This is a genomic window from Amycolatopsis jejuensis (assembly GCF_000717335.1).
Taxonomy (GTDB): Bacteria; Actinomycetota; Actinomycetes; order Mycobacteriales; family Pseudonocardiaceae; genus Amycolatopsis; species Amycolatopsis jejuensis.
Genome location: NZ_JNYZ01000016.1, coordinates 128,412 through 151,386, shown reverse-complemented (window position 1 = coordinate 151,386; position 22,975 = coordinate 128,412). Strand labels below are relative to the sequence as shown.

20 protein-coding genes are annotated in these 22,975 nt (G+C 68.1%); 6 read left to right on the top strand and 14 right to left on the bottom strand.

Annotated elements, in window-relative coordinates:
• Nucleotides 1-48: 48 nt before the first annotated feature.
• From ilvC to OO71_RS23380, 3 genes are read right to left on the bottom strand one after another with little or no spacing between them, the layout of a single operon-like run.
• Entirely contained in the window at nt 49-1,062 is a 1,014-nt protein-coding gene (ilvC, locus tag OO71_RS23390) for a ketol-acid reductoisomerase (protein ID WP_033291992.1), read from the bottom strand.
• Nucleotides 1,063-1,102: 40 nt separating this feature from the next.
• The gene (ilvN, locus tag OO71_RS23385) at nt 1,103-1,609 is read right to left on the bottom strand and encodes an acetolactate synthase small subunit (protein ID WP_033291991.1); all 507 of its coding nucleotides are present in this window, start codon (nt 1,607-1,609) and stop codon (nt 1,103-1,105) included.
• Nucleotides 1,606-3,492 carry an acetolactate synthase large subunit gene (locus OO71_RS23380; protein WP_033291990.1) on the bottom strand — a complete coding sequence of 629 codons (1,887 nt, stop codon included), beginning with the start codon at nt 3,490-3,492 and terminating at the stop codon, nt 1,606-1,608. Before OO71_RS23380 ends, ilvN begins: the two co-directional genes overlap by 4 nt.
• 347 nt (nt 3,493-3,839) lie before the next feature.
• Here OO71_RS23380 and OO71_RS53145 point away from each other — a divergent pair, with 347 nt between their 5' ends.
• Together OO71_RS53145 and ilvD are read left to right on the top strand one after the other, a co-directional pair.
• On the top strand, nt 3,840-4,799 hold the full coding sequence (locus tag OO71_RS53145) for a PH domain-containing protein (protein ID WP_342669946.1): 960 nt from the start codon (nt 3,840-3,842) through the stop codon (nt 4,797-4,799).
• Between the two features lie 72 nt (nt 4,800-4,871).
• On the top strand, nt 4,872-6,716 hold the full coding sequence (ilvD, locus tag OO71_RS23370) for a dihydroxy-acid dehydratase (RefSeq protein ID WP_033291989.1): 1,845 nt from the start codon (nt 4,872-4,874) through the stop codon (nt 6,714-6,716).
• A gap of 471 nt (nt 6,717-7,187) precedes the next feature.
• Here ilvD and OO71_RS23365 read toward each other — a convergent pair whose 3' ends face one another.
• Together OO71_RS23365 and OO71_RS23360 are read right to left on the bottom strand one after the other, a co-directional pair.
• Nucleotides 7,188-7,763: a DoxX family protein gene (locus OO71_RS23365; RefSeq protein WP_084145208.1), complete on the bottom strand. Its 576-nt coding sequence runs from the start codon at nt 7,761-7,763 to the stop codon at nt 7,188-7,190.
• A gap of 100 nt (nt 7,764-7,863) precedes the next feature.
• A complete protein-coding gene (locus OO71_RS23360) occupies nt 7,864-8,772 on the bottom strand; it encodes a 2-hydroxyacid dehydrogenase (RefSeq protein WP_033292032.1) in 909 nt (302 codons plus the stop codon).
• Nucleotides 8,773-8,831: 59 nt separating this feature from the next.
• Between OO71_RS23360 and OO71_RS23355 the strand changes: the two genes are divergently transcribed.
• On the top strand, nt 8,832-10,040 hold the full coding sequence (locus OO71_RS23355; RefSeq protein WP_033291988.1) for a PQQ-dependent sugar dehydrogenase: 1,209 nt from the start codon (nt 8,832-8,834) through the stop codon (nt 10,038-10,040).
• A 678-nt stretch (nt 10,041-10,718) separates the two neighbouring features.
• On the opposite strand, the gene OO71_RS23350 is transcribed toward OO71_RS23355, so the two are convergent.
• The 4 genes from OO71_RS23350 to gatC are packed head-to-tail and all read right to left on the bottom strand — an operon-like array spanning nt 10,719 to nt 14,553.
• A complete protein-coding gene (locus tag OO71_RS23350) occupies nt 10,719-11,237 on the bottom strand; it encodes a hypothetical protein (protein ID WP_033291987.1) in 519 nt (172 codons plus the stop codon).
• Nucleotides 11,238-12,743 (bottom strand): Asp-tRNA(Asn)/Glu-tRNA(Gln) amidotransferase subunit GatB, encoded by a 1,506-nt coding sequence (gene gatB, locus OO71_RS23345; RefSeq protein ID WP_033291986.1) that lies wholly within the window; start codon nt 12,741-12,743, stop codon nt 11,238-11,240.
• Entirely contained in the window at nt 12,740-14,257 is a 1,518-nt protein-coding gene (gene gatA, locus OO71_RS23340) for an Asp-tRNA(Asn)/Glu-tRNA(Gln) amidotransferase subunit GatA (RefSeq protein WP_033291985.1), read from the bottom strand. The genes gatB and gatA overlap by 4 nt, the downstream gene beginning before the upstream one ends.
• On the bottom strand, nt 14,254-14,553 hold the full coding sequence (gene gatC, locus OO71_RS23335; RefSeq protein ID WP_033291984.1) for an Asp-tRNA(Asn)/Glu-tRNA(Gln) amidotransferase subunit GatC: 300 nt from the start codon (nt 14,551-14,553) through the stop codon (nt 14,254-14,256). The genes gatA and gatC overlap by 4 nt, the downstream gene beginning before the upstream one ends.
• 223 nt (nt 14,554-14,776) lie before the next feature.
• On the opposite strand from gatC, the gene OO71_RS23330 reads away from it, so the two are divergent.
• On the top strand, nt 14,777-15,430 hold the full coding sequence (locus OO71_RS23330) for an ACT domain-containing protein (protein ID WP_033292031.1): 654 nt from the start codon (nt 14,777-14,779) through the stop codon (nt 15,428-15,430).
• Between the two features lie 427 nt (nt 15,431-15,857).
• Here OO71_RS23330 and OO71_RS23325 read toward each other — a convergent pair whose 3' ends face one another.
• The 5 genes from OO71_RS23325 to OO71_RS23305 form a co-directional block, all read right to left on the bottom strand.
• Nucleotides 15,858-16,256 carry a PASTA domain-containing protein gene (locus OO71_RS23325; protein ID WP_245633757.1) on the bottom strand — a complete coding sequence of 133 codons (399 nt, stop codon included), beginning with the start codon at nt 16,254-16,256 and terminating at the stop codon, nt 15,858-15,860.
• A 245-nt stretch (nt 16,257-16,501) separates the two neighbouring features.
• The gene (locus OO71_RS23320; RefSeq protein WP_033291983.1) at nt 16,502-16,996 is read right to left on the bottom strand and encodes a GNAT family N-acetyltransferase; all 495 of its coding nucleotides are present in this window, start codon (nt 16,994-16,996) and stop codon (nt 16,502-16,504) included.
• Nucleotides 16,989-19,112 (bottom strand): NAD-dependent DNA ligase LigA, encoded by a 2,124-nt coding sequence (gene ligA / locus OO71_RS23315; protein WP_051791993.1) that lies wholly within the window; start codon nt 19,110-19,112, stop codon nt 16,989-16,991. The genes OO71_RS23320 and ligA overlap by 8 nt, the downstream gene beginning before the upstream one ends.
• Before the next feature lie 47 nt (nt 19,113-19,159).
• Nucleotides 19,160-19,882: a hypothetical protein gene (locus OO71_RS23310; protein WP_033291981.1), complete on the bottom strand. Its 723-nt coding sequence runs from the start codon at nt 19,880-19,882 to the stop codon at nt 19,160-19,162.
• A gap of 72 nt (nt 19,883-19,954) precedes the next feature.
• Entirely contained in the window at nt 19,955-20,989 is a 1,035-nt protein-coding gene (locus OO71_RS23305) for a uroporphyrinogen decarboxylase/cobalamine-independent methonine synthase family protein (RefSeq protein ID WP_033292029.1), read from the bottom strand.
• Nucleotides 20,990-21,134: 145 nt separating this feature from the next.
• Here OO71_RS23305 and OO71_RS23300 point away from each other — a divergent pair, with 145 nt between their 5' ends.
• Complete coding sequence (locus tag OO71_RS23300; RefSeq protein ID WP_245633756.1) at nt 21,135-21,824, top strand: hypothetical protein; 690 nt, start codon at nt 21,135-21,137, stop codon at nt 21,822-21,824.
• 104 nt (nt 21,825-21,928) lie between these two features.
• Nucleotides 21,929-22,972, top strand: coding sequence for an MBL fold metallo-hydrolase (locus tag OO71_RS23295; protein WP_033291980.1), 1,044 nt, complete (start codon nt 21,929-21,931; stop codon nt 22,970-22,972).
• Nucleotides 22,973-22,975 lie beyond the last annotated feature (3 nt).

Below are 22,975 nucleotides of genomic sequence, written 5' to 3'. Positions count from 1 at the left end.
AGGCCCCGTCGCCCGAAAAGGACGACGGGGCCTCCGAAACAGCAAGACTCAGGCGGTCTCGGTGATCGGCCGGTCCACCCACGACATGAGGTCGCGCAGCTTCTTGCCCGTCGCCTCGATCGGGTGCTGGTTGCCCTGCTCCTCGAGCTTCGTGAAGTTCGGCCGTCCGGCCTCGTCCTCGGCGACCCATTCGCGAGCGAACGTGCCGTCCTGGATCTCGCCGAGGATCTTCTTCATCTCCTCCTTCACGGCCGGCGAGATGACGCGCGGGCCGCGGGTGAGGTCGCCGTACTCGGCGGTGTCGGAGATGGAGTACCGCTGGCGCGCGATGCCGCCCTCGTACATGAGGTCGACGATCAGCTTCAGCTCGTGCAGCACCTCGAAGTACGCGATCTCCGGGGCGTACCCGGCCTCGGTGAGCACCTCGAACCCGGTCTGCACCAGCGCCGACGCGCCACCGCAGAGCACCGCCTGCTCGCCGAAGAGGTCGGTCTCGGTCTCCTCGGTGAAGGTGGTCTTGATGACACCCGCGCGGGCACCGCCGATGGCCGCCGCGTAGGACAGCGCGAGCGCCTGCGCGTTGCCGGTGGCGTCCTGCTCGACCGCGATCAGGCAGGGCACGCCCTTGCCGTCGACGAACTGGCGGCGGACCAGGTGACCCGGGCCCTTCGGAGCGACCATCGCGACGTCGACGTTGGCCGGCGGCTTGATCAGGTCGTACCGGATGTTGAAGCCGTGGCCGAAGAAGATCGCGTCGCCGTCCTTGAGGTTGGGCGCGATGTCGTCGGTGTAGATGAAGCGCTGCTTCGTGTCCGGCGCGAGGATCATGATCACGTCGGCCTCGGCGGACGCCTCGGCCGGGGTCAGCACGCGCAGGCCCTGCTCCTCGGCCTTGGCCCGGGACTTCGACCCCTCCGGCAGGCCGATGCGGACGTCGACGCCCGAGTCGCGAAGGCTCAGCGAGTGGGCGTGACCCTGGCTGCCGTAGCCGATCACGGCGACCTTGCGACCCTGGATGATCGACAGGTCGGCGTCGTCGTCGTAGAAGATTTCCACTGCCATGGGAGGTACTACTTCCTCTCTGTACTGCACGAAAACTGGGTCAGCGGGGAGAAGTGGCGGTGATCGAGCGGGCCCCGCGACCCACCGCGACCATGCCGGACTGCACGAGTTCACGGATGCCGTACGGCTCCAGCATCCGCAGCAGTGCACCGATCTTGTCCGACGTCCCGGTCGCCTCGACGGTGAGCGCCTCCGGCGAGACGTCCACCACCTTGGCGCGGAAGAGCTGAACGGTCTCAAGGACCTGGCTGCGCACGGTGGCGTCGGCCCGGACCTTGACGAGCAGCAGTTCGCGCTGCACCGCAGTGCCCGATTCCAGCTCCACGATCTTGATCACGTTCACCAGCTTGTTGAGCTGCTTGGTCACCTGTTCGAGCGGTAGCTCCTCAACGGCGACCACGATCGTCATGCGGGACACCTCGGGGTTCTCCGTGGGCCCGACGGCGAGCGACTCGATGTTGAACCCGCGCCGGGAGAACAGTCCCGAGACCCGGGCGAGCACGCCGGGCTTGTTCTCGACCAGCACGCTCAGCGTGTGCACGGTCATGCCTGTTCTCCTTCCGCGGCGGCGGCCTCGGCGGCTTCCTGCGAGACCTCGTCATCGTCGAACAACGGCCGGATGCCGCGGACGGCCATGATCTCGTCGTTCCCGGTGCCCGCGGCCACCATCGGCCACACCTGGGCATCCTTCCCCACGACGAAATCGATCACGACGGGGCGGTCGTTGATCTCCATCGCCCGCCGGATCGTCGCGTCGACGTCCTCCTTCGTCTCGCACCGCAGACCGGCGCAGCCGAGCGCCTCGGCCAGGAGCGTGAAGTCGGGAATGCGGTGCTTGTGGGTGCCGAGGTCGGTGTTGGAGTACCGCTCGGAGTAGAACAGGTTCTGCCACTGGCGGACCATGCCCAGGTTGCCGTTGTTGATCACGGCGACCTTGATCGGCGCGCCCTCGATGGCGCAGGTCGCGAGCTCCTGGTTGGTCATCTGGAAGCAGCCGTCGCCGTCGATCGCCCACACCGGCGTGTCCGGGAGACCGAACTGCGCACCCATCGCGGCCGGCACGGCGAAGCCCATGGTGCCGAGGCCGCCGGAGTTGATCCACGTACGCGGCTTCTCGTACTTCACGAACTGCGCGGCCCACATCTGGTGCTGCCCGACGCCCGCTGCGTACACCGCGTCCGGGCCGACGAGCTCGCCGATGCGCTCGATGACGTACTGCGGCGACAGCGAGCCGTCATCGGGCCACTCGTAACCGGCCGGGTAGTCCTCGCGCCACGAATCGACCTGCGTCCACCAGTCCGCGAGGTCGGGACGGCCCTGGTCGAACTCGGCCTTCACCGCGTCGATCAGCTCGCCGATGATCTCCTTGCAGTCGCCGACGATCGGCACGTCCGCCTTGCGGTTCTTGGAGATCTCGGCCGGGTCGATGTCCGCGTGGACGATCTTCGCCTCCGGCGCGAACGACTCCAGCTGGCCGGTGACCCGGTCGTCGAACCGGGCGCCGAGCGCGATCAGCAGGTCCGCCCGCTGCATCGACGCGACCGCGGCGACCGAACCGTGCATACCCGGCATGCCGACGTGCTGGCGGTGCGAATCGGGGAACGCTCCGCGCGCCATCAGCGTGGTCGCCACCGGGATGCCGGTGAGCTCGGCCAGCTCGAGCAGCTGCTCGGACGCCTCCGCCTTGATCACGCCGCCACCGACGTACAGCACGGGCCGGCGCGCCTTCGCGATCAGCTTCGCGGCCTCGCGGACCTGCTTGCCGTGCGGGCGCAACGTGGGACGGTAGCCGGGCAGCCGGAGCTCGGGCGGCCAGGAGAACGAGGTCATCTCCTGCAGCACGTCCTTGGGGATGTCCACCAGGACCGGGCCGGGTCGGCCGCTGCTTGCCAGGTGGAACGCCTCGGCGATGGTCCGCGGGATCTCCGCCGGATCGGTGACGAGGAAGTTGTGCTTGGTGATCGGCATGGTGATGCCGCAGATGTCGGCTTCCTGGAAGGCGTCGGTGCCGATGAGGGCCCGCGACTGTTGCCCCGTGATGGCGACGACCGGCACCGAGTCCATGTTGGCGTCGGCCAGCGGGGTGACGAGGTTCGTGGCGCCGGGGCCGGACGTCGCCATGCAGACACCGACCTTGCCGGTCGCCTGCGCGTACCCGGTGGCAGCGTGGCCGGCACCCTGCTCGTGCCGGACGAGGACGTGCCGGACCTTGACCGAGTCGAGGAGCGGGTCGTAGGCGGGAAGAATGGTGCCACCCGGAATGCCGAATACGACCTCCGCGCCGACCGCCTCGAGCGAGCGGACGAGGGACTGCGCACCGGTGACGCGCACCGGGGTCCCTGCCGGAGGGGCGGGCTTCGGACGTGCTCCTGGGACGCCGGGCGCGGTCGGCCCGGGTTTCGCGTCGCTGCGCGACGTGGCACTGGTCATCGGTTCTGCCTCGTGGGTTCTCGGTGTCACTCGTTCGGGTTGTCTGGGCCGTACTTCCGGTCGGGGAACCGGTTTCACGCAACAAAAAACCCCCGCCGACCGTGAGGTCGCACGAGGGTCGCGCGTCGACGCAGCGGAGACTTCCTAAGCGTCGACGCGCTGGGGAAGTACGATGCCGGTCTGCGTTGTCACGGCGCTGACGTTAGTCGCGCGTGCGGGCGAGTGTCAACTCTACGGGACGGCAGTTCCGCATCGTGGGCAGCCAGTACTGCCCCGTTTTCCCTCCCGCAATGCCCGCGCGCGACCCGGGCGCAGGTCACTCCCGGCGGCGGTGCACCATTCCCTGCGTGGCCAAGAAAGAGCAGCACCAGCGCACGGACGAGGGCCGGAGGGCCGTTTTCCGTATCCCGACCACGGCGTACCTGGCGATCGGTCTCCTGACCATCTGTGTGACTCCGGTCGCACTCGGCGAGATCGGCGGATTCCAATGGCTGTACGTGTTCCCGCTCGCGCTGCTCGTGTTCGTCGCCCGCACGCGCACGGTCGCGACGCGGGAGGGCCTGCAGGTCCGGACAGTCTTCGGGAAACGCGACCTGCCGTGGTCGTCGCTCAAAGGCCTGGCGATCACCGGCAAGGCGCGAGTCCGGGCCGTTCTGGGGGATGACACGCAGATCAGCCTTCCCACAGTACGGACACGGCACCTTCCGGTGCTGGCGCTGGTGAGTGAAGGGAAGATCCAGGACCCGTCCGGGGTGCTGAGTGATGAGGAGCTGACGGGTCAGGCGTCGGCGTCGGAGTCCGGGGAAGCTGAGGGGTCTGGCGCGCCGTCGCCTTCTGGTGGCGAAACGCCCGCCGAGGCGTCGCCTTCTGGTGGCGAAACGCCCGTCGGGCCGTCGCCTGCCAGTGGCGAAACATCCTCCGCGCCGTCACCCATCGATGGCGAAACGACCGCCGCGCCTTCGCCCGCTGATGTCGAGACGCCGTCGCCTTCTGGTGGCGACACGCCCGCCGGTCCGGCACCCGCAGGTGGCGAAACATCTTCCATACCGTCGCCTGTCAGCGGCGAGCCACTCACCGCGCCGTCGCCGATGAATGGCGAAACGCCGTCCACGCCGTCGCCCGTCAACGGCGAAACTGCCTTCGCACCGTCGCCCACTGGTGGCGAAATGCACTCCACACCCCCGTCCACGGTTGCCGACCCACCGGCCCCCGCGGAACCCGCAACGCCCGCCGCCTCGTCTCCCGCTGACGACGCCAAGCGGGCCCGCACCGAGACCGGCGGCGCCGAGGGCAAAGCCGGGGAGTAGAATTGGTAGGACCAGTTTGCGGGACCGCCTCATCGACCCGCCTGGTCCAGCCTTCTGACCTGGGAGAATGCCGTGCCGCACCTCCGTTCCCGGACCACCACCCACGGTCGCAACGCGGCGGGCGCACGCTCGCTCTGGCGTGCGACCGGAATGACCGACAGCGATTTCGGCAAGCCGATCGTCGCGATCGCCAACTCGTACACGCAGTTCGTGCCCGGCCACGTGCACCTCAAGGACCTCGGCGAGATCGTCGCCGAGGCGGTGGCCGAAGCCGGCGGCATCGCGCGCGAGTTCCACACCATCGCCGTCGACGACGGCATCGCGATGGGCCACTCGGGCATGCTGTACTCGCTGCCGTCGCGCGAGATCATCGCCGATTCGGTCGAGTACATGGTCAACGCGCACCAGGCCGACGCGCTCGTGTGCATCTCCAACTGCGACAAGATCACGCCGGGCATGCTGAACGCCGCCATGCGGCTCAACATCCCCACCGTGTTCGTCTCCGGCGGGCCGATGGAGGCGGGCAAGGCCGTGGTCGTCGAGGGGATCGCGCAAGCGCCGACGGACCTGATCACCACCATCGCGGCGTCCGCGAACTCGGCAATCGACGACGAGGGCCTGTCCGCCGTCGAGCGTTCCGCGTGCCCGACCTGCGGTTCGTGCTCCGGCATGTTCACCGCGAACTCGATGAACTGCCTCACCGAAGCGCTGGGATTGTCGTTGCCGGGCAACGGTTCCACGCTGGCGACGCACGCCGCCCGGCGCGAGCTGTTCGCCAACGCCGGCCGCACGGTCGTCGAGCTGTGCCAGCGCTGGTACGGGTCCGATGACGAGTCGGCCTTGCCACGCTCGATCGCCACCAAGGCGGCCTTCGAGAACGCGATGGCGCTGGACATGGCCATGGGCGGGTCCACCAACACCGTGCTGCACATCCTCGCCGCCGCGCAGGAGGGCGAGGTCGACTTCACGATCAGCGACATCGACGAGATCGGCCGACGGGTGCCGTGCCTGTCGAAGGTCGCGCCGAACTCCGACTACCACATGGAGGACGTCCACCGCGCCGGTGGAATCCCCGCCATCCTCGGCGAGCTGTACCGCGGTGGCCTGCTGAACACCGACGTCCACGCGGTCCACGCGCCGGACCTGGCCGGCTGGCTGAACGAGTGGGACGTTCGCGCCGAGTCGCCGTCGGAAAAGGCGCTCGAACTGTTCCACGCCGCGCCCGGCGGCGTCCGCACGACAAAGGCGTTCTCGACGGAAAACCGCTGGTCGTCGCTCGACACCGACGCTGACGGCGGCTGCATCCGGGACGTCGAGCACGCCTACACGAAGGACGGCGGCCTCGCCATCCTTCGCGGCAACCTCGCCGAGAACGGCGCAGTGATCAAGGCCGCGGGCATCGACGAGGACCTGTGGCACTTCCAGGGTCCGGCACGGGTGCTGGAAAGCCAGGAGGACGCCGTGTCGGCGATCCTCAAGAAGGAAATCCAGCCGGGCGAGGTGCTGGTGATCCGGTACGAGGGCCCCGCAGGCGGCCCCGGCATGCAGGAAATGCTGCACCCGACGGCGTTCCTCAAGGGCTCGGGCCTCGGCAAGAAGTGCGCCCTGATCACCGACGGCCGGTTTTCCGGCGGTTCGTCGGGCATCTCGGTGGGACACATCTCACCGGAAGCCGCGGCGGGCGGCCTGATCGGCCTGGTCGAGGACGGTGACCAGATCGTGCTGGACATCCACGAACGTCGCCTGGAACTCCTGGTCGAGCCGGAGGTCCTGGCCGAACGCCGGGCGAAGATGGACACGTCGGAACGCCCGTGGCACCCGAAGGACCGGCAGCGTCCGATCACCTCGGCACTGCGGGCGTATGCCCGGATGGCAACGTCGGCAGACACGGGCGCGGTGCGCGACCCGAACCGCTGATCTTTCGATCTCTCGCTGATGATCTTGAGGGTCCTTCGCGGATCCTGAGCGTTCTTCATCCGACGCCCCTGAAGGACATTCATCGGCGACAGGGCCCGTTTCCTTGGCGGAGCGGGCCCTGTCGCCGTTTTGTGGCAGACGCCCACTCGGTTTCCGAGCACTCGCGTGGTGTCAGCGCACACTCATCCGATCTCGACAATCGATCACGCCGGTCTCGACGTGCGCTCACATTCTCGGCAAGCCCGCGCACATGAACGGCTACAGCCAACCAACCGATGCCCCTACACGCCCGCTGGCCGTCCACCGGACGAAATATCCACTCTGACCAGGCTGTCGCCCCCAAACGGCAACGCGCTCCAGCTGCCCGGACCGGCGACCACCCGCAGCCAAATCGGCGCAGCGACACCGCGCCGCGTCCCGATCGGCGCACCCAACGCTGCCACCGATCGACTACACCCGACCGCCCGGCCGTCACCGAGTCAGGACGATGACCACCACCGACGCCGCCGCGGCCAAGAGCAGAGAGATGAGCCCCAGCGGCAACGGCCGCTTCCGCCAAGGCGTGTTCCGTTCCAACGACAGCCGCCCCGCGCCGGTGAAGATCAGGGTCAGCGCGCACACCCCCAGCAGCAGCTCGTACTCCCAGCCCTGCCCGGAACCCTCGAAGAAGCCGCCGTGGAACTTCGCGTAGACGACGTTCGCCGCCACCCCCAGCAGCCCCGCCGCGGCGAGCGGGGTGAACAGCCCGACGATCACCAGCGCGCTTCCCGCGATCTCGGTGATCCCCGTGATCCAGGACAGCAGCGTGGTCTGCTTGTGGTACCCGAACGTCTCCAGCACGTGCGCGAACCCGCCGACACCAGGGCCGCCGAACGCGCCGAACAGGTGCTGCAGCCCGTGCGCGCCCATGATCACGCCGAGGCCCAGGCGCAGGACCAGCAGGCCGAGGCCCAGGCCGCCCTGCCGGGGTTCGTCGTGGTCGTTGCCGGTGGAGTCCTCGACGTCGGACAGCAGGCTGGTCTGGTAGTCGTCCCCTTGACTGGTCACGGGCGAAGGTTAAGGGATCCAGGCGTGGCCTGCGAGCGAGCGCGCCGAGGTCAGGGGCACTTTCAGGGTTCACCCTGAGGGAATGACCGGTAAGAAATGATCAGTATTCGCCGCGCACGAGGTTGCCAGGTAGCTCTCCACCAGCGTACCGGGCGATCTCCGCCGCGGCCACCACGTAAGCACGCCGCCGGACGCCCCGCACCGCGCCCGCGACATGCGGTGTCAACAGGAGGCCCGGCACTGTCCACAACGGATGGCCGGGCGGCAACGGCTCCGGGTCGGTCACGTCGAGTGCCGCCCGTAGCCGCTCAGTGGCGAGTTCCGTGACCAGCGCATTGGTGACCACCACCGGCCCACGAGCGGCGTTGACCAGCACCGCGCCGTCCCGCATTGCCGCGAGGAAACGAGCGTCGACCATGCCCCGCGTCCGTGACGTGAGGGGGACCATCATGACCACGACGTCGTAGTGCGGCAGCAAATCCGGGAGCTCATCGACCCCGTGCACGCCCTCGCGCGCCGACATCCCGACCATCGTGCACCGGACGTCAAAGGGCTCCAGCCGCCTGCGCAACTGCCGTCCGACGTCCCCCGCTCCGACGATCAGCACATGCTGACCCTGCAAAGTGTCGGACGGCTGAGGTGCCCAGCGCCCCGCCCGTTGCGCCGTCGCGTAAACGTCCAGATTCCGGTACATCGACAGCAGGACGCCGACCACCCATTCCGCTGTACTGCCGCCGTGCGCGCCGCGGCAGGTGGACAGCAGGACCCCGTCCGGAAGGCGCCCGATCCAATCGTCCGCGCCGGCGGTGAGGAGTTGCACGAGCTTGAGGTTCGGCAGGTCGTGCCAGAATTCGTCGCCGGACGGCGCGAAGCCCGGGACAAGCACCTCGGCCTTCGCGGCCTCCGGCGGCAACGGACCGCTCCGGTCGTAACGCACCACGTGGACGAGCGGAATCTCGGACAACGCCGCGACGCCCTCGTCGTCCGGGACCAGCACGGTGACTGTCATGATCACCAAGGTAACCACTTACGAGTGGCTCACGCCGCGCCACCTACGCTGGAGTCATCATGCGTACCCGGTTCCGGTGGTCGGCGCCGCTGGCTCTCCTCGCCTGCGGCAGCCTCGTGCTTTCCGGCTGCGCCCGGTTCGACGACACCGCAGCCGGGCAGACGTTCACCCCGGCGCCGGTCCCGAGCCCCGAATCACCACCGCAGGTGCAGGAAAACGGCGACGACTCCGGCAGCGGCCCTCGCTCCGGCCCGGCCCAGCCGCAGCCGTCGCAGGTCCCGCCGCCACAGGGCTGCAAGGACTTCGACAAGGCCGTCATCGCCACCTGCCTGGACACGGTTTCCGCAGTCGCCGGCCTCCCGGGTGAAGGAGCCGCGCCCGCGGCGCTCGCCGGGGAACGGAAAACAGGCCGCGTCCTGCTGGCGAGCTCAGGACACGATGCGGCGCCGTTCGCGCAACTGGACGTCCAGGCCGATGGCGACGGTGGCCTCACCAGCCTGGCCCTGTCGCCGACGTACGTCGAAGACCAGCTTGTCTTCGCCTACGTCACCACGCCGACCGACAACCGCGTCGTGCGCTTCGCCAAGGGTCAACCGCCGAAACCCGTGCTGACCGGAATCCCGAAGGGCCCGACCGGCAACCGCGGAGCCCTGGCCAGCGACGGATCGGGCGCCCTGCTCGTCGCGACCGGCGACGCCGGCAACCCGGCCGCAGCCGCGGATCCGAACTCCTTGGCAGGCAAGGTCTTGCGCATCGACACGTCCGGCAAGCCGGCACCGGGCAACCCCTCCGCCGGATCCGCCGTCTACACCAAGGGCCTGCACTCCCCCGGCGGCCTCTGCGGATCACCCGACGGAAAGCGCATGTGGGTGACCGACCACCCCGCCGACGGCCCCGATGCCGTGTACCGCTTGCAGGCCGGTCAGTCCCTCACAACGCCCGCGTGGACCTGGCCGGACCGCCCGGCCCTTGGCGGCTGCGTCGATTTCGTGGACGCGAACGGCATCCTCGGCATCGCATCGTCGACGGGATTGCAGAACGTACCGGTCAACCGGGACGGCGCCGTCACCGGCAAACCGTCAGTCAGCCTCGACGGCAAGGGCAAACCCCCCACGACGTACGGCCGGCTGTCCGCCATGAGCATGGTCAACCCCCAACTGGCGGTCGCAGGAACCGTCAACAAGGACGGCGGCAAACCGGTCTCCAGTGACGACCGCGTGGTGCTGATCGTGGTGACCGACACCGGCGGAGGCCCGGGCAAGGACTGACCACCGCAGCTCGACCAGCCGTTTCGCAGGGCGGTCTGCCGCTTGATCAGGCATTTCGCAGGGCTGCCCGCCGCTTGACCAGGCATTCTGTGATGCGCTCCCCGGTTTGGCCGCTGAGTGGCGACGGCAGAACCTTCGCCGCGTGAGGACGACGCCGAGCCTTTGCGAGCTGTCCGGTGCCGTCCCTGGATGGCGGGTCCAGGCCTCCCGAGATGGGTGTTGGCCTATCGGAGACGATCCGGCCGCCAGAGGTGACCGGAGTGTTGGCCTATGGGAGGCGATCCGCCCGGCGCGAGCCGACCCGAGTGTCGGCCTCCTGGAGACGACCCGCCAGCCCGAACTGACCCAAGCATCGGCCTCCTCCACACGACCCGCCAGCCCAAGCCGACCCAAGCATCGGCCTCCCGCAGACGTCCCGCCAACCCAGGCCGACCCAAGCATCGGCCTCCCGCAGACGTCCCGCCAACCCAGGCCGACCGAACGCAAGCCCGCCGGAGGCGATCCGCCCACCCTCTGCTGACCCGAGTGCCGCCCCTTCGGTACCCGGACCCGCCCACCCCCTGAGATAGCCCCGCACGCGAACCCGCTCAAGGCATCCCCGGCCCGGTGACACCGTCGCCACTGAGTGGCGAATAGACCGGACTCCATCGCTGACCAGGCCAAACTCCCCGTCGCCACTCAGCGGCGACGACCGGAAGCCCGGCTCTCCGCCCGAACCGCGCGGATGTCGAGGATCGCCAGCGCGACCGACCCGATCGTGAACGCCATCCCCAAATATCGTCCGACTCCACCCGAGATCGTCACTCCCGCGGCTTTCAGGAACGCGCGCTGATCGCTGTCGAACACCCAGTCCAGCGTCGTCCAGCCGATCACCATCAGCAGCAGCACCGCGAGCGCGCCCACGAGCCACAAGTGCGGCAGCCCGCTCACCCGTGCCTTCTTGACCTGCCCGAAAACAACCACCACAACCCCGACGGCGGCCAGCAGCAACGGCGGCACCCACGAGAACAGGTCCGAATGCCAAGCCGTGCGAACGACGTCACTGGGTGGCAACGAGGCGAAGGCATCGCGAACGTCCGGCGTCGCGGTGTCGGCCGACAGCACGGTCCACGGGAGAAACAGCGACCCGACCGCGAGCAGCCCGGCGGCCAGGCCGAGCCACTCCCGCCAGGTGACACGTTTGGCTGAGAACCCCACTCAGGAACCGACGCGTTCGATGACCAGCTCACGCACCCGCTTGGCGTCCGCCTGACCCTTGGTCGCCTTCATGACCGCGCCGACGATCGCGCCCGCAGCGGCGACCTTGCCGCCGCGGATCTTGTCGGCGATGTCCGGTTGGGCGGCCAGTGCTTCGTCGACAGCGGTCAACAGCGCCGAATCGTCGGAGACGACTTTCAGCCCGCGCTTTTCGACGACCTCACGCGGCGAACCCTCACCCGCGAGCACGCCCTGCGCGACCTCCTTGGCGAGCTTGTTCGTGAGCTCCCCGGAGGACACGAGCGCGATCACCTCGGCGACCTGCGCCGGCGTGATCGGCAGGTCGGCCAGCTCGACCTCGCGCGCATTCGCTTCCTGCGCAAGGGTGTTGACCCACCAGCCGCGCGCCTCGTCCGGCGTCGCGCCGGACTCGACCGTTGCCGCGACGAGGTCGACCGCGCCGACGTTCAGCAGGTCACGCAGGGCCTCGTCGGAGAGCTTCCACTCGTCCTGGATCCGCTTGCGCCGCTCCCCCGGCATCTCCGGCAGCGTCGCGCGCAGCTCCTCGACCCACTCGCGCGACGGCGCGATCGGCACGAGGTCGGGCTCCGGGAAGTACCGGTAGTCCTCCGCGGTTTCCTTGGCGCGCCCGGACGACGTGGTGCCGTCGGCCTCCTGGAAGTGCCGCGTCTCCTGCCGGATCGACCCGCCGCCGGCAAGAATCGCCGCCTGCCGCGTCATTTCGTACCGCACCGCGCGCTCGACGCTGCGCAACGAGTTCACGTTCTTCGTCTCTGTGCGCGTTCCGAATTCCGTGGCGTCCTTGGCCATCAACGACACATTCGCGTCGCAGCGCAGCGAACCCTGGTCCATCCGGACGTCGGACACGTCGAGCGCGCGCAGCAGGTCGCGCAGCGCGGTGACGTACGCGCGGGCCACCTCGGGCGCGCGGGCGCCGGTGCCTTCGATGGGCTTCGTGACGATCTCGATCAGCGGCACGCCGGCGCGGTTGTAGTCGAGCAGCGAGTGCTCGGCGCCGTGGATCCGGCCGGTCGCACCGCCGATGTGCAGCGACTTTCCGGTGTCCTCTTCCATGTGCGCGCGCTCGATCTCGACGCGCACGACCTCGCCGTCGTCGAGCGTCACGTCGAGGTAGCCGTTGAACGCGATCGGCTCGTCGTACTGCGATGTCTGGAAGTTCTTCGGCATGTCCGGGTAGAAATAGTTCTTCCGGGCGAAGCGGCACCACTCGGCGATCTCGCAGTTCAGCGCGAGCCCGATCCGGATCGCGCCCTCCACGGCCTTGCCGTTCACGACCGGCAGCGAACCCGGCAGGCCGAGGCAGGTCGGGCACGTCTTGGTGTTCGGCTCGCCGCCGAACTCGTTGAGGCAGCCGCAGAACATCTTCGTGTTCGTGCTGAGCTCCACGTGGACCTCGAGCCCGAGTACGGGGTCGAAACGCTCGACGACCTCCGCGTAGTCCATCAACTCGGCCACGGCAGTCACTTCGTTCCTCCCAGCTCCGGAACCTGGTGCACGAGCGAGCCGCCGGCAGCTGCGTCGCGCGCGGCCTCGTACGCGGCGCCGACGTGGTACAGCCGGTCGTCGGCGAGCGCGGGGGCCATGATCTGCAGGCCGACCGGCAGCCCGTCTTCGTCGGACAGCCCGCTCGGGACGCTCATGGCGGCGTTGCCCGCGAGGTTCGACGGGATAGTGCACAGGTCGGCGAGGTACATCGCCATCGGATCGTCGACGCGCTCGCCGATCTTGAACGCCGTGGTCGGCGTAGTCGGCGACACGAGCACGTCGACCTTCTCGAAGGCCGCAGTGAAGTCTCGCGTGATGAGCGTGCGCACCTTCTGCGCGGAGCCGTAGTACGCGTCGTAGTAGCCCGATGAAAGCGCGTACGTGCCGAGCATGATGCGGCGCTTCACTTCAGCGCCGAAGCCCTTCTCACGCGTCAGGGACATGACTTCCTCGGCGCTGTGCGCACCGTCGTCCGAGACGCGCAAGCCGTAGCGCATCGCGTCGAAGCGCGCGAGGTTAGACGACGCTTCGCTCGGCGCGATCAAGTAGTACGCCGGTAGCGCGTACGTGAAGTGCGGGCACGACACCTCGACCACATCGGCGCCGAGAGCGCGAAGCTGCTCCACCGCAGCTTCGAACGACCGCAGCACGCCTGGCTGGTAGCCGTCGCCACCGAACTCCTTCACGACGCCGACGCGTACGCCTGACAGGTCACCCTTCGCGCCTTCACGCGCCGCGGCGACGACAGGCGGCACCGGCGCGTTGATGGATGTCGAGTCCAACGGGTCGTAACCGGCAATCACTTCGTGCAGCAGTGCGGCGTCCAGCACCGTACGCGCGCACGGTCCGGCCTGGTCGAGCGAAGACGAGAACGCCACGAGGCCATAGCGCGACACTCCGCCGTACGTCGGCTTCACGCCCACAGTGCCCGTGACAGAGCCAGGCTGCCGGATGGAGCCACCTGTGTCCGTGCCGATGGCGAGCGCCGCCTCGAACGCGGAAATCGCCGCTGAGGAGCCACCGCCCGACCCGCCCGGGATGCGCGCGTGGTCCCACGGGTTGTGCGTGGGGCCGAACGCGGAGTTCTCCGTGGACGAGCCCATCGCGAACTCGTCCATGTTCGTCTTGCCCAGGATGACGACGCCGGCTTCGCGCAGCTTGCGCGTGACTGTCGCGTCGTACGGCGGGAGCCAGCCTTCGAGCGTGCGAGACCCGCAGGTCGTAGGCACGCCCTTCGTGGTCAGCACGTCTTTGAGCGCCAGCGGGACGCCGGCCAGCGGCGACACCGGCTGCTCGCCCGCGGCCAGCTGCTCGTCGACGGTCTTGGCCGCGCCGAGCGCGCCCTCGGTGTCGATGTGCAGGAATGCGTGCACGTGGTCGTCCACCGCCGCGATGCGGTCCAGGTGCGCCTGCGCGACCTCGACCGCGGACACCTCGCGCGTGTGGATCTTCGCCGCCAGCTCGGCGGCGGTCAGCTTGACGAGTTCGGTCACTGTTCTTCTCCCAGGATCCGCGGCACCCGGAACCGGCCATCCTCGGCGGCCGGCGCGGCGGCCAGCGCGTCCTTCTGCGCGAGGCTGGGGCGAACGACGTCCTCGCGGAAGACGTTCGTCAGCGGCACGGCGTGCGAGGTCGGCGGAACGTCCTCCGCGGCGACCTGGCTGACCTTCGCCACCGAGTCCAGGATCTGGTCGAGCTGGCCCGCGAAGACGTCCAGCTCGTCGTCGGTGACGGCCAGCCTGGCCAGCTTGGCGAGGTGCGCGACCTCGTCTCGGGAAATGTTGGGCACGCGGGTGACTCCCGGGGTGTGCTGTGCGGGTGCTCTCGGAAGCTGCAAGTCTATGGTGACGGCGTCGGACGGCTCGACCGGGTTGTTCGGGCGGCGGGCACCGGGCAGGGCGTCCCGCTCGTCGGACAGCGGGTCCCCAACGGGTACCCGGTCTGTCACAATCGGCGCCCGGCAAGCGCGTCCCACGACAGGGCTGGGGCGCCTGAGGCGAGAGGGGCGCGTGGTGTCGTTCCTGATCCGGGTCCAGCTTCCGGACTCCCCCGGCACCCTCGGCGCGGTCGCGACCGCGCTCGGCACCGTCGGGGCCGACATCCTGAGCGTGGACGTGGTGGAACGCGGCGGCGGGCTCGCCATCGACGACCTGGTGGTCGAACTCCCGTCCGGCCGGCTCCCGGACGCCCTCATCACCGCGGCGGAGAGCGTGGAAGGCGTCGAGGTCGACGCCGTGCGGCCGTACGCAGGGATTCTCGACACGCATCGGGAGCTGGAGCTCGTCGAGGAGATCGCCGCCCAGCCGAAAGACGGCCTCGACCTGCTCGCCGAAGGTGTGCCGAAAATCATCCGCGCTGGGTGGGCGGTCATCGTCGAACACTCCGAATCGGGTCCTCGCCGTCTCGCTTCGTCGAGCGCGGCGCCGGAGAACCCGGTCACGGACCTGCCCTGGCTGCCGCTGGAACGCGCAACCGTCCTCGACGGCGAGGAGGACTGGGTGCCGGAAACGTGGAAAGAGCTCGGCACCGAGCTGGCTGCGACTCCCCTGGGCAAACCGGGGAAGGCGATGCTGGTCGCCCGGCCGGGTGGGCCTAATTTCCGTGCTGCGGAGGTTGCGCGGCTGGCTCACTTCGCCGGCATTGTCGCGGTGGTGCTGGACGGGTGACCCGGTCTTTGGGCCGTCTGTCCTGATGCTGCCGGCGATGGCCTGCTTCTGGCGTGGTGGCCGGTTGGGCTTGGGCTGGTAGGTGCCCTGTCTCCGGGATGCTGGTAGGCGAACGGTCTCTGGGATTGAGCGCTTTTTGTTGCGCTGAACAGTCAATTCCCCGGCAGGTCATGCGTTGCCGCCGATCGGCGAGTTGCTTCTGCCGATTCGCTGCGCTGCCCGAGAGCATGCGGGGTGCGTGGCAGTGCACGCTTTCTTGGGCCTGGCAGAGGCTGTTTCCTCCGCTCAACCCCCAGTCTGTCCTGCCCAGGACCCGGCGCTGCTTCAGCGCGGCTTGGCACCGGTGCGTTTGTGCCCGCGACCGGTTCACCGGGGCTCACTGGTGGCTGGCCCGTCAGGCGAGGTCAGTACTCAACGACGTAAGAGGTCAGCACTTATCGGCATAAAGCGTGATCACCGTGCTGGCGGCAACCATGGCACCAGGCTTGGGATCCTGCCCTGTCTGACACCAATTCCGGTCAATGATCATAGCCCGGTTCTTCCCGGACGAGTCGACCTCGCGGAGGTTGTACAACCCGGCGGCCTGCATGGCGTCTTGCGCATCCTGATGGTTCATGCCCGACACGTCGGGGACCTTGATCGCAGCAGGCTGGACAGCACTGGCCGGCGCGTTGCCAGTCGCCGCCCCGGTCACGGTGACGCTCACGGTTTCAGTCGTGGCCGTAACGGTAGTGGTGCCGCCGGGTTGCGCATTGCACGCTGTGGCCAGAAGAGCGGCTGCACCGACGACCGGCACAATGGCTTTGACGAGTTTCGGCACGATCACGCTTCCTCACCTGGTTGGCATTCGATGCGTGACAGCTGGGTCGAAACCGGCTAACCGAACGTTACAGCCCATCACCCACCGGCACCAACGCCGTAGCGACGATCAGCCGTCCTTCAGCAGACCGACCGCGCACGAATCGGCAAGGTCTGCGCCGAACCGCCGCTCACCAGGCATCGCCGTCCAACGGCGACGACCCAGCCCGTCGCCAAAATTCGGCAACAGCACCTGACCTGCGAAAATGCCCGTCAGAGATCGTACTCGTAGGCGATCAGGTTGACCCCCGGATGCGGATGCCAGTCCCGTCCCGGAAGACGGCGGAAGCCGATGCGCTCGTACAGCCGGTGCGCCGTCCGCATCACGTCCAGGCTGCTCAGCACCACTTTCCCGACCCCGAGTTCCCGCCCCCGGTCCAGCACAGCTCTGGTGAGCGCCTCGCCGATCCCCCGCCCACGCGCCACCCCCGCGACGGCCAGCATCCGGAACTCCAGCTCCCCCGGCTCGGATATCTCGGCGAGCGCGCTGCCTGGCCGGACCACGGCGACCGACCCCACGACCTGACCGTCCGGATCGACCGCAACCAGCAGCTCGGCATGGTCCGCCCGGCGCGACACATTCCGCAGCTCAGCCTCATACGCCGCGTCGACGTCGAAGAAGCCCTCGCTCCGATACGCCTCAACCGTCACGTCACCGAGCGCCTCGAATTCATCCCGCCGCGCCTGGCGGATCTCCACCTCAGTCATCACCCTCCCCAGTTTCCGATTCGGCGCCGGTATCGAGCGCCAGCTCTGCAGCTGCCTCCGGCCCGCGCTCCAGCAACGCCCGAAACCCGGTCTCGTCCAGTACCGGCACCTTCAGCTGCACGGCCTTCTCGAATTTCGACCCGGGCGAGTCACCCACCACGACGAACGCAGTCTTCTTCGACACCGACCCCGCCGCTTTGCCACCACGCGCCATGATGACTTCTTTGGCTTCGTCGCGGGAAAATCCGTCGAGCGAACCGGTCACCACGATCGAAAGGCCTTCCAGATTCCGCGGAATGGAATCGTCGCGCTCTTCCTCCATCCGGACCCCGGCGCGTCGCCATTTTTCGACGATCTCCCGGTGCCACCCGACTTCGAACCACTCCTGCACGGCATGCGCGATGGTGGGCCCGACGCCGTCGACGTCTGCCAGTTCTTCCTCGCTCGCGTCCTCGATCCGTTGCAGTGAGCCGAATTCCCGGGCAAGTGCCTGCGCCGCAGTAGGACCGACGTGCCGGATCGACAGCGCGACAATCACCTTCCACAGCGGCCGGTCCTTTGCCGAATCGAGGTTTGACAGCAGCTTCCGCGCATTCGCCGACAACTCCCCAGCCTTGGTGCGGAACAACTCCACCTCGGCGAGCGACTCCTCGTCGAGGTCGAAAACGTCACCTTCATCGGCGACCACCCGAGCTTCGAGCAGCGCCATCGCAGCCTCGTACCCGAGCACCTCGATGTCGAACGCACCACGGCCGGCCAGGTGGAACAGGCGTTCGCGCAGTTGTGCCGGGCAGAATCGGGTGTTCGGGCAGCGGATGTCCTTGTCGCCCTCCTTTTGGTAGGCGAGCTCCGTACCGCATTCCGGGCATTCAGTAGGCATGACGAACTCGCGCTCGTCACCGGTCCGCGCGTCGACGACGGGTCCGAGCACCTCAGGGATCACATCGCCGGCCTTGCGGATCACGATGCGGTCGCCGATCAGCACGCCTTTGCGTTTGACTTCTTCCTGATTGTGCAGTGTCGCGCGCGAGACGGTCGAGCCCGCGACCTTCACCGGCTCCGTGACCGCGAACGGCGTGACCCGCCCCGTACGACCAACGCCGACCTGGATGTCGAGCAGCGTCGTGATCGCCTCTTCGGGTGGATATTTGTAGGCGATCGCCCAGCGCGGGGCACGCGATGTTGTACCCAGACGTCGTTGCAGCGCAACCTGATCGACCTTGATCACCACGCCGTCGATCTCGTGCTCGGCGTCGTGCCGATGTTCACCCCAATAGGCGATGTGATCGGTGAGTTCCTTGGCGGTGCGCAGCACTCGCGTGTGCGGCGAAACCGGCAACCCCCACGCCGCCAATGCGTCGTACGCGTGCGACTGCGTGACCGGCTCGAACCCATCACGCTTGCCGAGACCGTGGCAAATCAGCCGCAACCGGCGTTGTTTGGTGATTTTCGGGTCTTTTTGCCGCAACGACCCGGCCGCCGTGTTGCGCGGGTTCGCATACGGCGGCTTGCCTGCCTCGACCATTTTCGCGTTGAGCTCCAGGAAATCCTCGACACGGAAATAGACTTCGCCACGCACTTCCACGAGCTTCGGAACCGGAAACTCGCTGGTACCGCTGAGTTCGTCCGGCACCTGGTCGAGGGTGCGGATGTTGAGCGTGACGTCCTCCCCCGTGCGACCGTCGCCTCGGGTGAGACCACGGGTGAGCTTGCCGTTCTCGTACAGGAGGTTGATAGCGAGGCCGTCGATCTTCAGCTCGGTGAGGTATTCGGTGGACCCGATCTCCTTCTCGACACGTTCGACCCACGTGAGGAATTCGTCGGTGTCGAACACGTTATCGAGGCTCAACATGCGCTCGAGGTGGTCGTGCGCGGTGAACTCGGTGGAGAAGGTGCCGCCGACGTTCTGGGTCGGCGAATCGGGGGTGACCAGCGCCGGATACTCGTCCTCGATCGCCTGGAGGTCGCCGAGGAGCGCGTCGAATTGGCCGTCGGAGACGATCGGCGAGTCCAGTACGTAGTACCGGAACTGATGGCCGCGGATCTCCTCGGCAAGTGCGCCGTGCTGCTCGCGCACGTCGGCCGGCATATCGGTCACGTCCTGGGCGGCCTCCATGGCCGCCGGGTCCTGGGGAAGGTCGGTGCTGCTCACGGATGGTGAGCCTAGCCGGAGGCACCGACACTTTCGCCCGGTTGCTCCGTCAGACTGTGCACCAGCTCCCGGAACGCCAGAAGATCGATCGTGCCCTCCGGCTCGGCTTCCGCCGTCTCGACCCGGCGTAGCCGCTCAGCGGCAACGCGCTCGCCGAGCGTCGCGTCGAGCGGCAGGAACGTCATGGCCGTGCGAGAAGCCTCGTCGAGGTCCGCGAACGCGGGATGGTGTACCGCAACGTCGACGACCCCCTCGTCCACTTGCGCGACGACGCGCACGTCCGCGAGCGAAATCCGGTGCTCGCCGAGATTGACCGTCACCTCAGTCGGATCCGGAACCGGCGGCACCGAGTCGTGGTACTCCCAGATCGCGTCATCCGGCGGCGCAGCGGCCTTCCACTCGTCGGTGTACGGACGCAGCTCAGGATCCTCCTGCCCGCTGACGACGAGCGCGTAAATCGCCCTCCGGCCACGCTCAATCGAGAAGTGCAGCCGCGGGTGCAGCGCCTCGACCAGCACGCACAAGTCGTGCTCGACCCGATGCGGCTCGCCCTCGCCCAGCGCAGCACTGACCTCGGGCAGCAGCTCGTACCACCCTTCCCAGAACGCAGTCGCGGCAGCAGCAGCGTCGGACGGAACGGGCTGCTCAGGCCACGGCGTACGCGGATCTGGCGGTGCGGCTTCGGAAGCGACGGCGGTATCGGCCTCCGAGCGGCGACGACGGAACAAACGCATGATTCGGAATTCCCCTGGTTGTTTCTCTCCGACCGCCACCGTACGCGCCACGACAGCGACACGTCCGCGAAATCACCAGTTCTCGGGTGGCTCCAGAAACCCTTTGCCCAGGTCGCGACTGAGCGCAAGAGCCCGGCGCATCCACTCGTTCGTGGCACCGGCCAGCCCACACGCGGGCGTCGGCACCGCCCGCTCGGCCAGAATCGAGCGGTTGAATCCCAGCCGGTCGACGAGCTTCAGCGCAGGCGCCGCGATGTCCTTCAGCCCGGGCGCAATGGCCGGATCCGTAGCCGGAACGAGGCCGAGGAACAGCGCGATGTCACTGTCCCAAGCCTCGCCGATCTCGTCCAGGAGCTCCGACGAAGCCCCGGCAAGCAGGCTGACATCGAACGCGATAGCGCCCGCGCCAGCTGCCCGCAGCAGCGCGATCGGCGGCCGGCGAGCACAGCAATGAACTACGACCGGCTGCCCGGTCATCGCACGGACGCGTTCGATCGTCGCGGTGAGCAGCTCGCGGACCTCGGGCTCGGGCACCGCGGGGACGTTGCCGTACCCAGACGGCGTAGCCAGGTTGCCGGTGAGAACGGCAGGCAGGCTCGGCTCATCCAGCTGCACGACCACCGGCGCACCGGTTCTCGCCGTGAGCTCCGCGACGTGCTGGGCAAGCCCGTCGAGCAGCGATTCGGTGAAGTCTCGCAGGGCCCCGCGGTCGGTGAGCACCCGGTGGCCACGGGTGAGTTCGATCCCCGCGCCGAGCGTCCAGGGCCCGGCGACCTGGGTCTTGAGCACCGATGGCGCGCCGGCGTTCTCCCGGGCAGCCTGGACGGCGTCGAGGTCCCACTGCAGCAGGTCGTGCCCACGACGATGATCGTGACCGGGCCGCCCGGCGACGCGGTAGCCACTCGGCACAACCTCGATGGCGAGGTCGACCAGCAGCGCAGCCGTCCGGCCGAGCATGTCAGCACCGACGCCGCGGGCCGGCAATTCGGGCACGTACGGGAATCCGGGCAGCTCGCCGAACACGACGGCAGCAGCCTCGACCGGGTCGGTTCCCGGCATGGACCCGATACCCGTCGCAGCGCCCGCGGGCCAAGGTCGTTCAGTCACAGTCCGGATTGTCGCGGAACGGGCAGCCGCCGGCCGAACCGCCCCGCCGATGGAGGTCACCCGGACGCGGGACACCAGCCGGACATTTGCCGCATATCCCTTTGTCAGCACCGAATTCGTGGTCGCCGCGTTAACCTGGATCGTCATGACCAGCTCGGCCCCGCCACCGCCCGGCGACGCATCCGCCAGCGAGCCGCGGCAGGACGGCATGCGTGGAACCCCGCGCCGCCGCGTCACCGGTAGGGCCGTCGAGCGGACTCTGTTCACCGAGCCGGTGCTGATCGTCAGCCGCGAACCGAGTTCTGCTGGTCCCGGCCGAGGGTACGGCGTGTTCGACCGCGACGGCTCCCGGATCGGCGGCGTCACGGTCACGACCCCGGGCTTCCTGAGCAGAGCTGTTCAGCGCTTGTGGAAATCCGGTCGGTACGTCGGCCGCAAGTTCCAGGTCCGCGACGCAGACCAGAGCACAGTCCTCAAAGTGTCCGAACGCGCCAAGGGCCCCCGCGGTACTCGCTTTGTCGTCACCCGTGCAGACGAGACACCGATCGGTGAAATCCTCTCCGCTGATACGGAAAGTCGCCATTTCACCCTGCTCGCTGACGACCGGCCGATTGCGACCATGGTTGCCACCGGCCGACAGGCCCGGGAAATCCTCATCAAGGACCAGACCGGCACCGACGTCGCCCGCGTCGGCCGCCCCGCTGCTGCGGTTTCACCGATCAGCGGCAACGCCTGTCTCGTCGAGATCCCCCGTCAGGTGTCCGAACCGCTGGCCAGCATGATCATTGCAACCACCTTGACGATCGGCGACGCACTCACCACACCTCCTGGTTGACCACGTGACCGTTGTCTCATCCTCGCCAGGTGGACAGGGGGCGGAATACGGCCCAATGTGAGGAACGTCCGGGACATCGGAGTCCCGCCTGGACGGAGGTCGCCGTGGAACCGTCGCCCGAAGGCAGCAACACGAACTGGGCCGACCCCGGGGTCTACGAAGTGGCCGCGGGTGTATACCGGATCCCCTTGCCACTGCCGAACGACGCACTGCGCGCAGTCAACGTCTACGCCATCGCGGACGGCACGAATCTGGTCCTGGTCGACTCCGGTTGGGCGCTGGCCGAGGCTCGCCAGCTGCTGGCCGATGCCCTCAAGGGAATCGGTGCCGAACTGGGTGACGTTCGCGAATTCCTCGTCACCCACGTCCATCGCGACCACTACACCCAGGCCGTCGTTCTTCGGCGCGAATTCGGCAACCGGGTCGCGCTCGGGGAGCTCGAGGAACCATCCCTCAAAGCAAGCGCCAACCCGGACAAGTTTCCGCTCCAGGCTCAGATCGACCTTCTTCGCCGGAGCGGTGGGCAAGACGTAATCACCGCACTCAGCGAGCTATTCGGGTCTGAACCTCAGCACACAGAAGCCGACCTTTGGGAAGAGCCGGACGAGTGGTTGTCCCCAGGCCGGCGAACAGTGCTGCCGGATCGGGAATTCGACGTGGTCCACACCCCGGGACATACCAACGGCCATGTGGTTTTCGTGGACAGCACCGCAGGATTGTTGTTCTCCGGCGACCACGTGCTCCCTCACATCACCCCCTCGATCGGCTTCCAGCCAGTTCCGGCCGAGTTGCCTCTCAACGACTACCTCGGTTCCCTCCGTCTGGTCCGCGGAATGCCGGATCAGCGGATGCTTCCAGCGCACGGACCCGTCGCTGACAGCGTGCACAGTCGCATCGACGAACTGCTTGAACACCACCGTCAACGCCTCGAGACGATGGCAGCCCAAGTCGAAGCCGGAGCGAGCACCGCGTTCGATGCGGCCAGCCGTATCGGCTGGACTCGCCGTGGCCGCAAACTGTCCGAAATGGACGCATTCAATCAGATGCTCGCCGTCTTGGAGACCGGTGCGCACCTGGACCTTCTGACGTCACAGAGCAAACTCGCAGTCGAAGAAGTCGACGGCATTCGCCACTACAAGACCGTGTGACAC

Coding starts and splice junctions, on each gene's coding strand:
- ilvC (WP_033291992.1), bottom strand. CDS start 1,062: ATGGCAGTGGAAATCTTCTACGACGACGACGCCGACCTGTCGATCATC.
- ilvN (WP_033291991.1), bottom strand. CDS start 1,609: ATGACCGTGCACACGCTGAGCGTGCTGGTCGAGAACAAGCCCGGCGTG.
- OO71_RS23380 (WP_033291990.1), bottom strand. CDS start 3,492: ATGACCAGTGCCACGTCGCGCAGCGACGCGAAACCCGGGCCGACCGCG.
- OO71_RS23360 (WP_033292032.1), bottom strand. CDS start 8,772: ATGACAGTCACCGTGCTGGTCCCGGACGACGAGGGCGTCGCGGCGTTG.
- OO71_RS23355 (WP_033291988.1), top strand. CDS start 8,832: ATGCGTACCCGGTTCCGGTGGTCGGCGCCGCTGGCTCTCCTCGCCTGC.
- OO71_RS23320 (WP_033291983.1), bottom strand. CDS start 16,996: ATGACTGAGGTGGAGATCCGCCAGGCGCGGCGGGATGAATTCGAGGCG.
- ligA (WP_051791993.1), bottom strand. CDS start 19,112: ATGGAGGCCGCCCAGGACGTGACCGATATGCCGGCCGACGTGCGCGAG.
- OO71_RS23310 (WP_033291981.1), bottom strand. CDS start 19,882: ATGCGTTTGTTCCGTCGTCGCCGCTCGGAGGCCGATACCGCCGTCGCT.
- OO71_RS23300 (WP_245633756.1), top strand. CDS start 21,135: ATGACCAGCTCGGCCCCGCCACCGCCCGGCGACGCATCCGCCAGCGAG.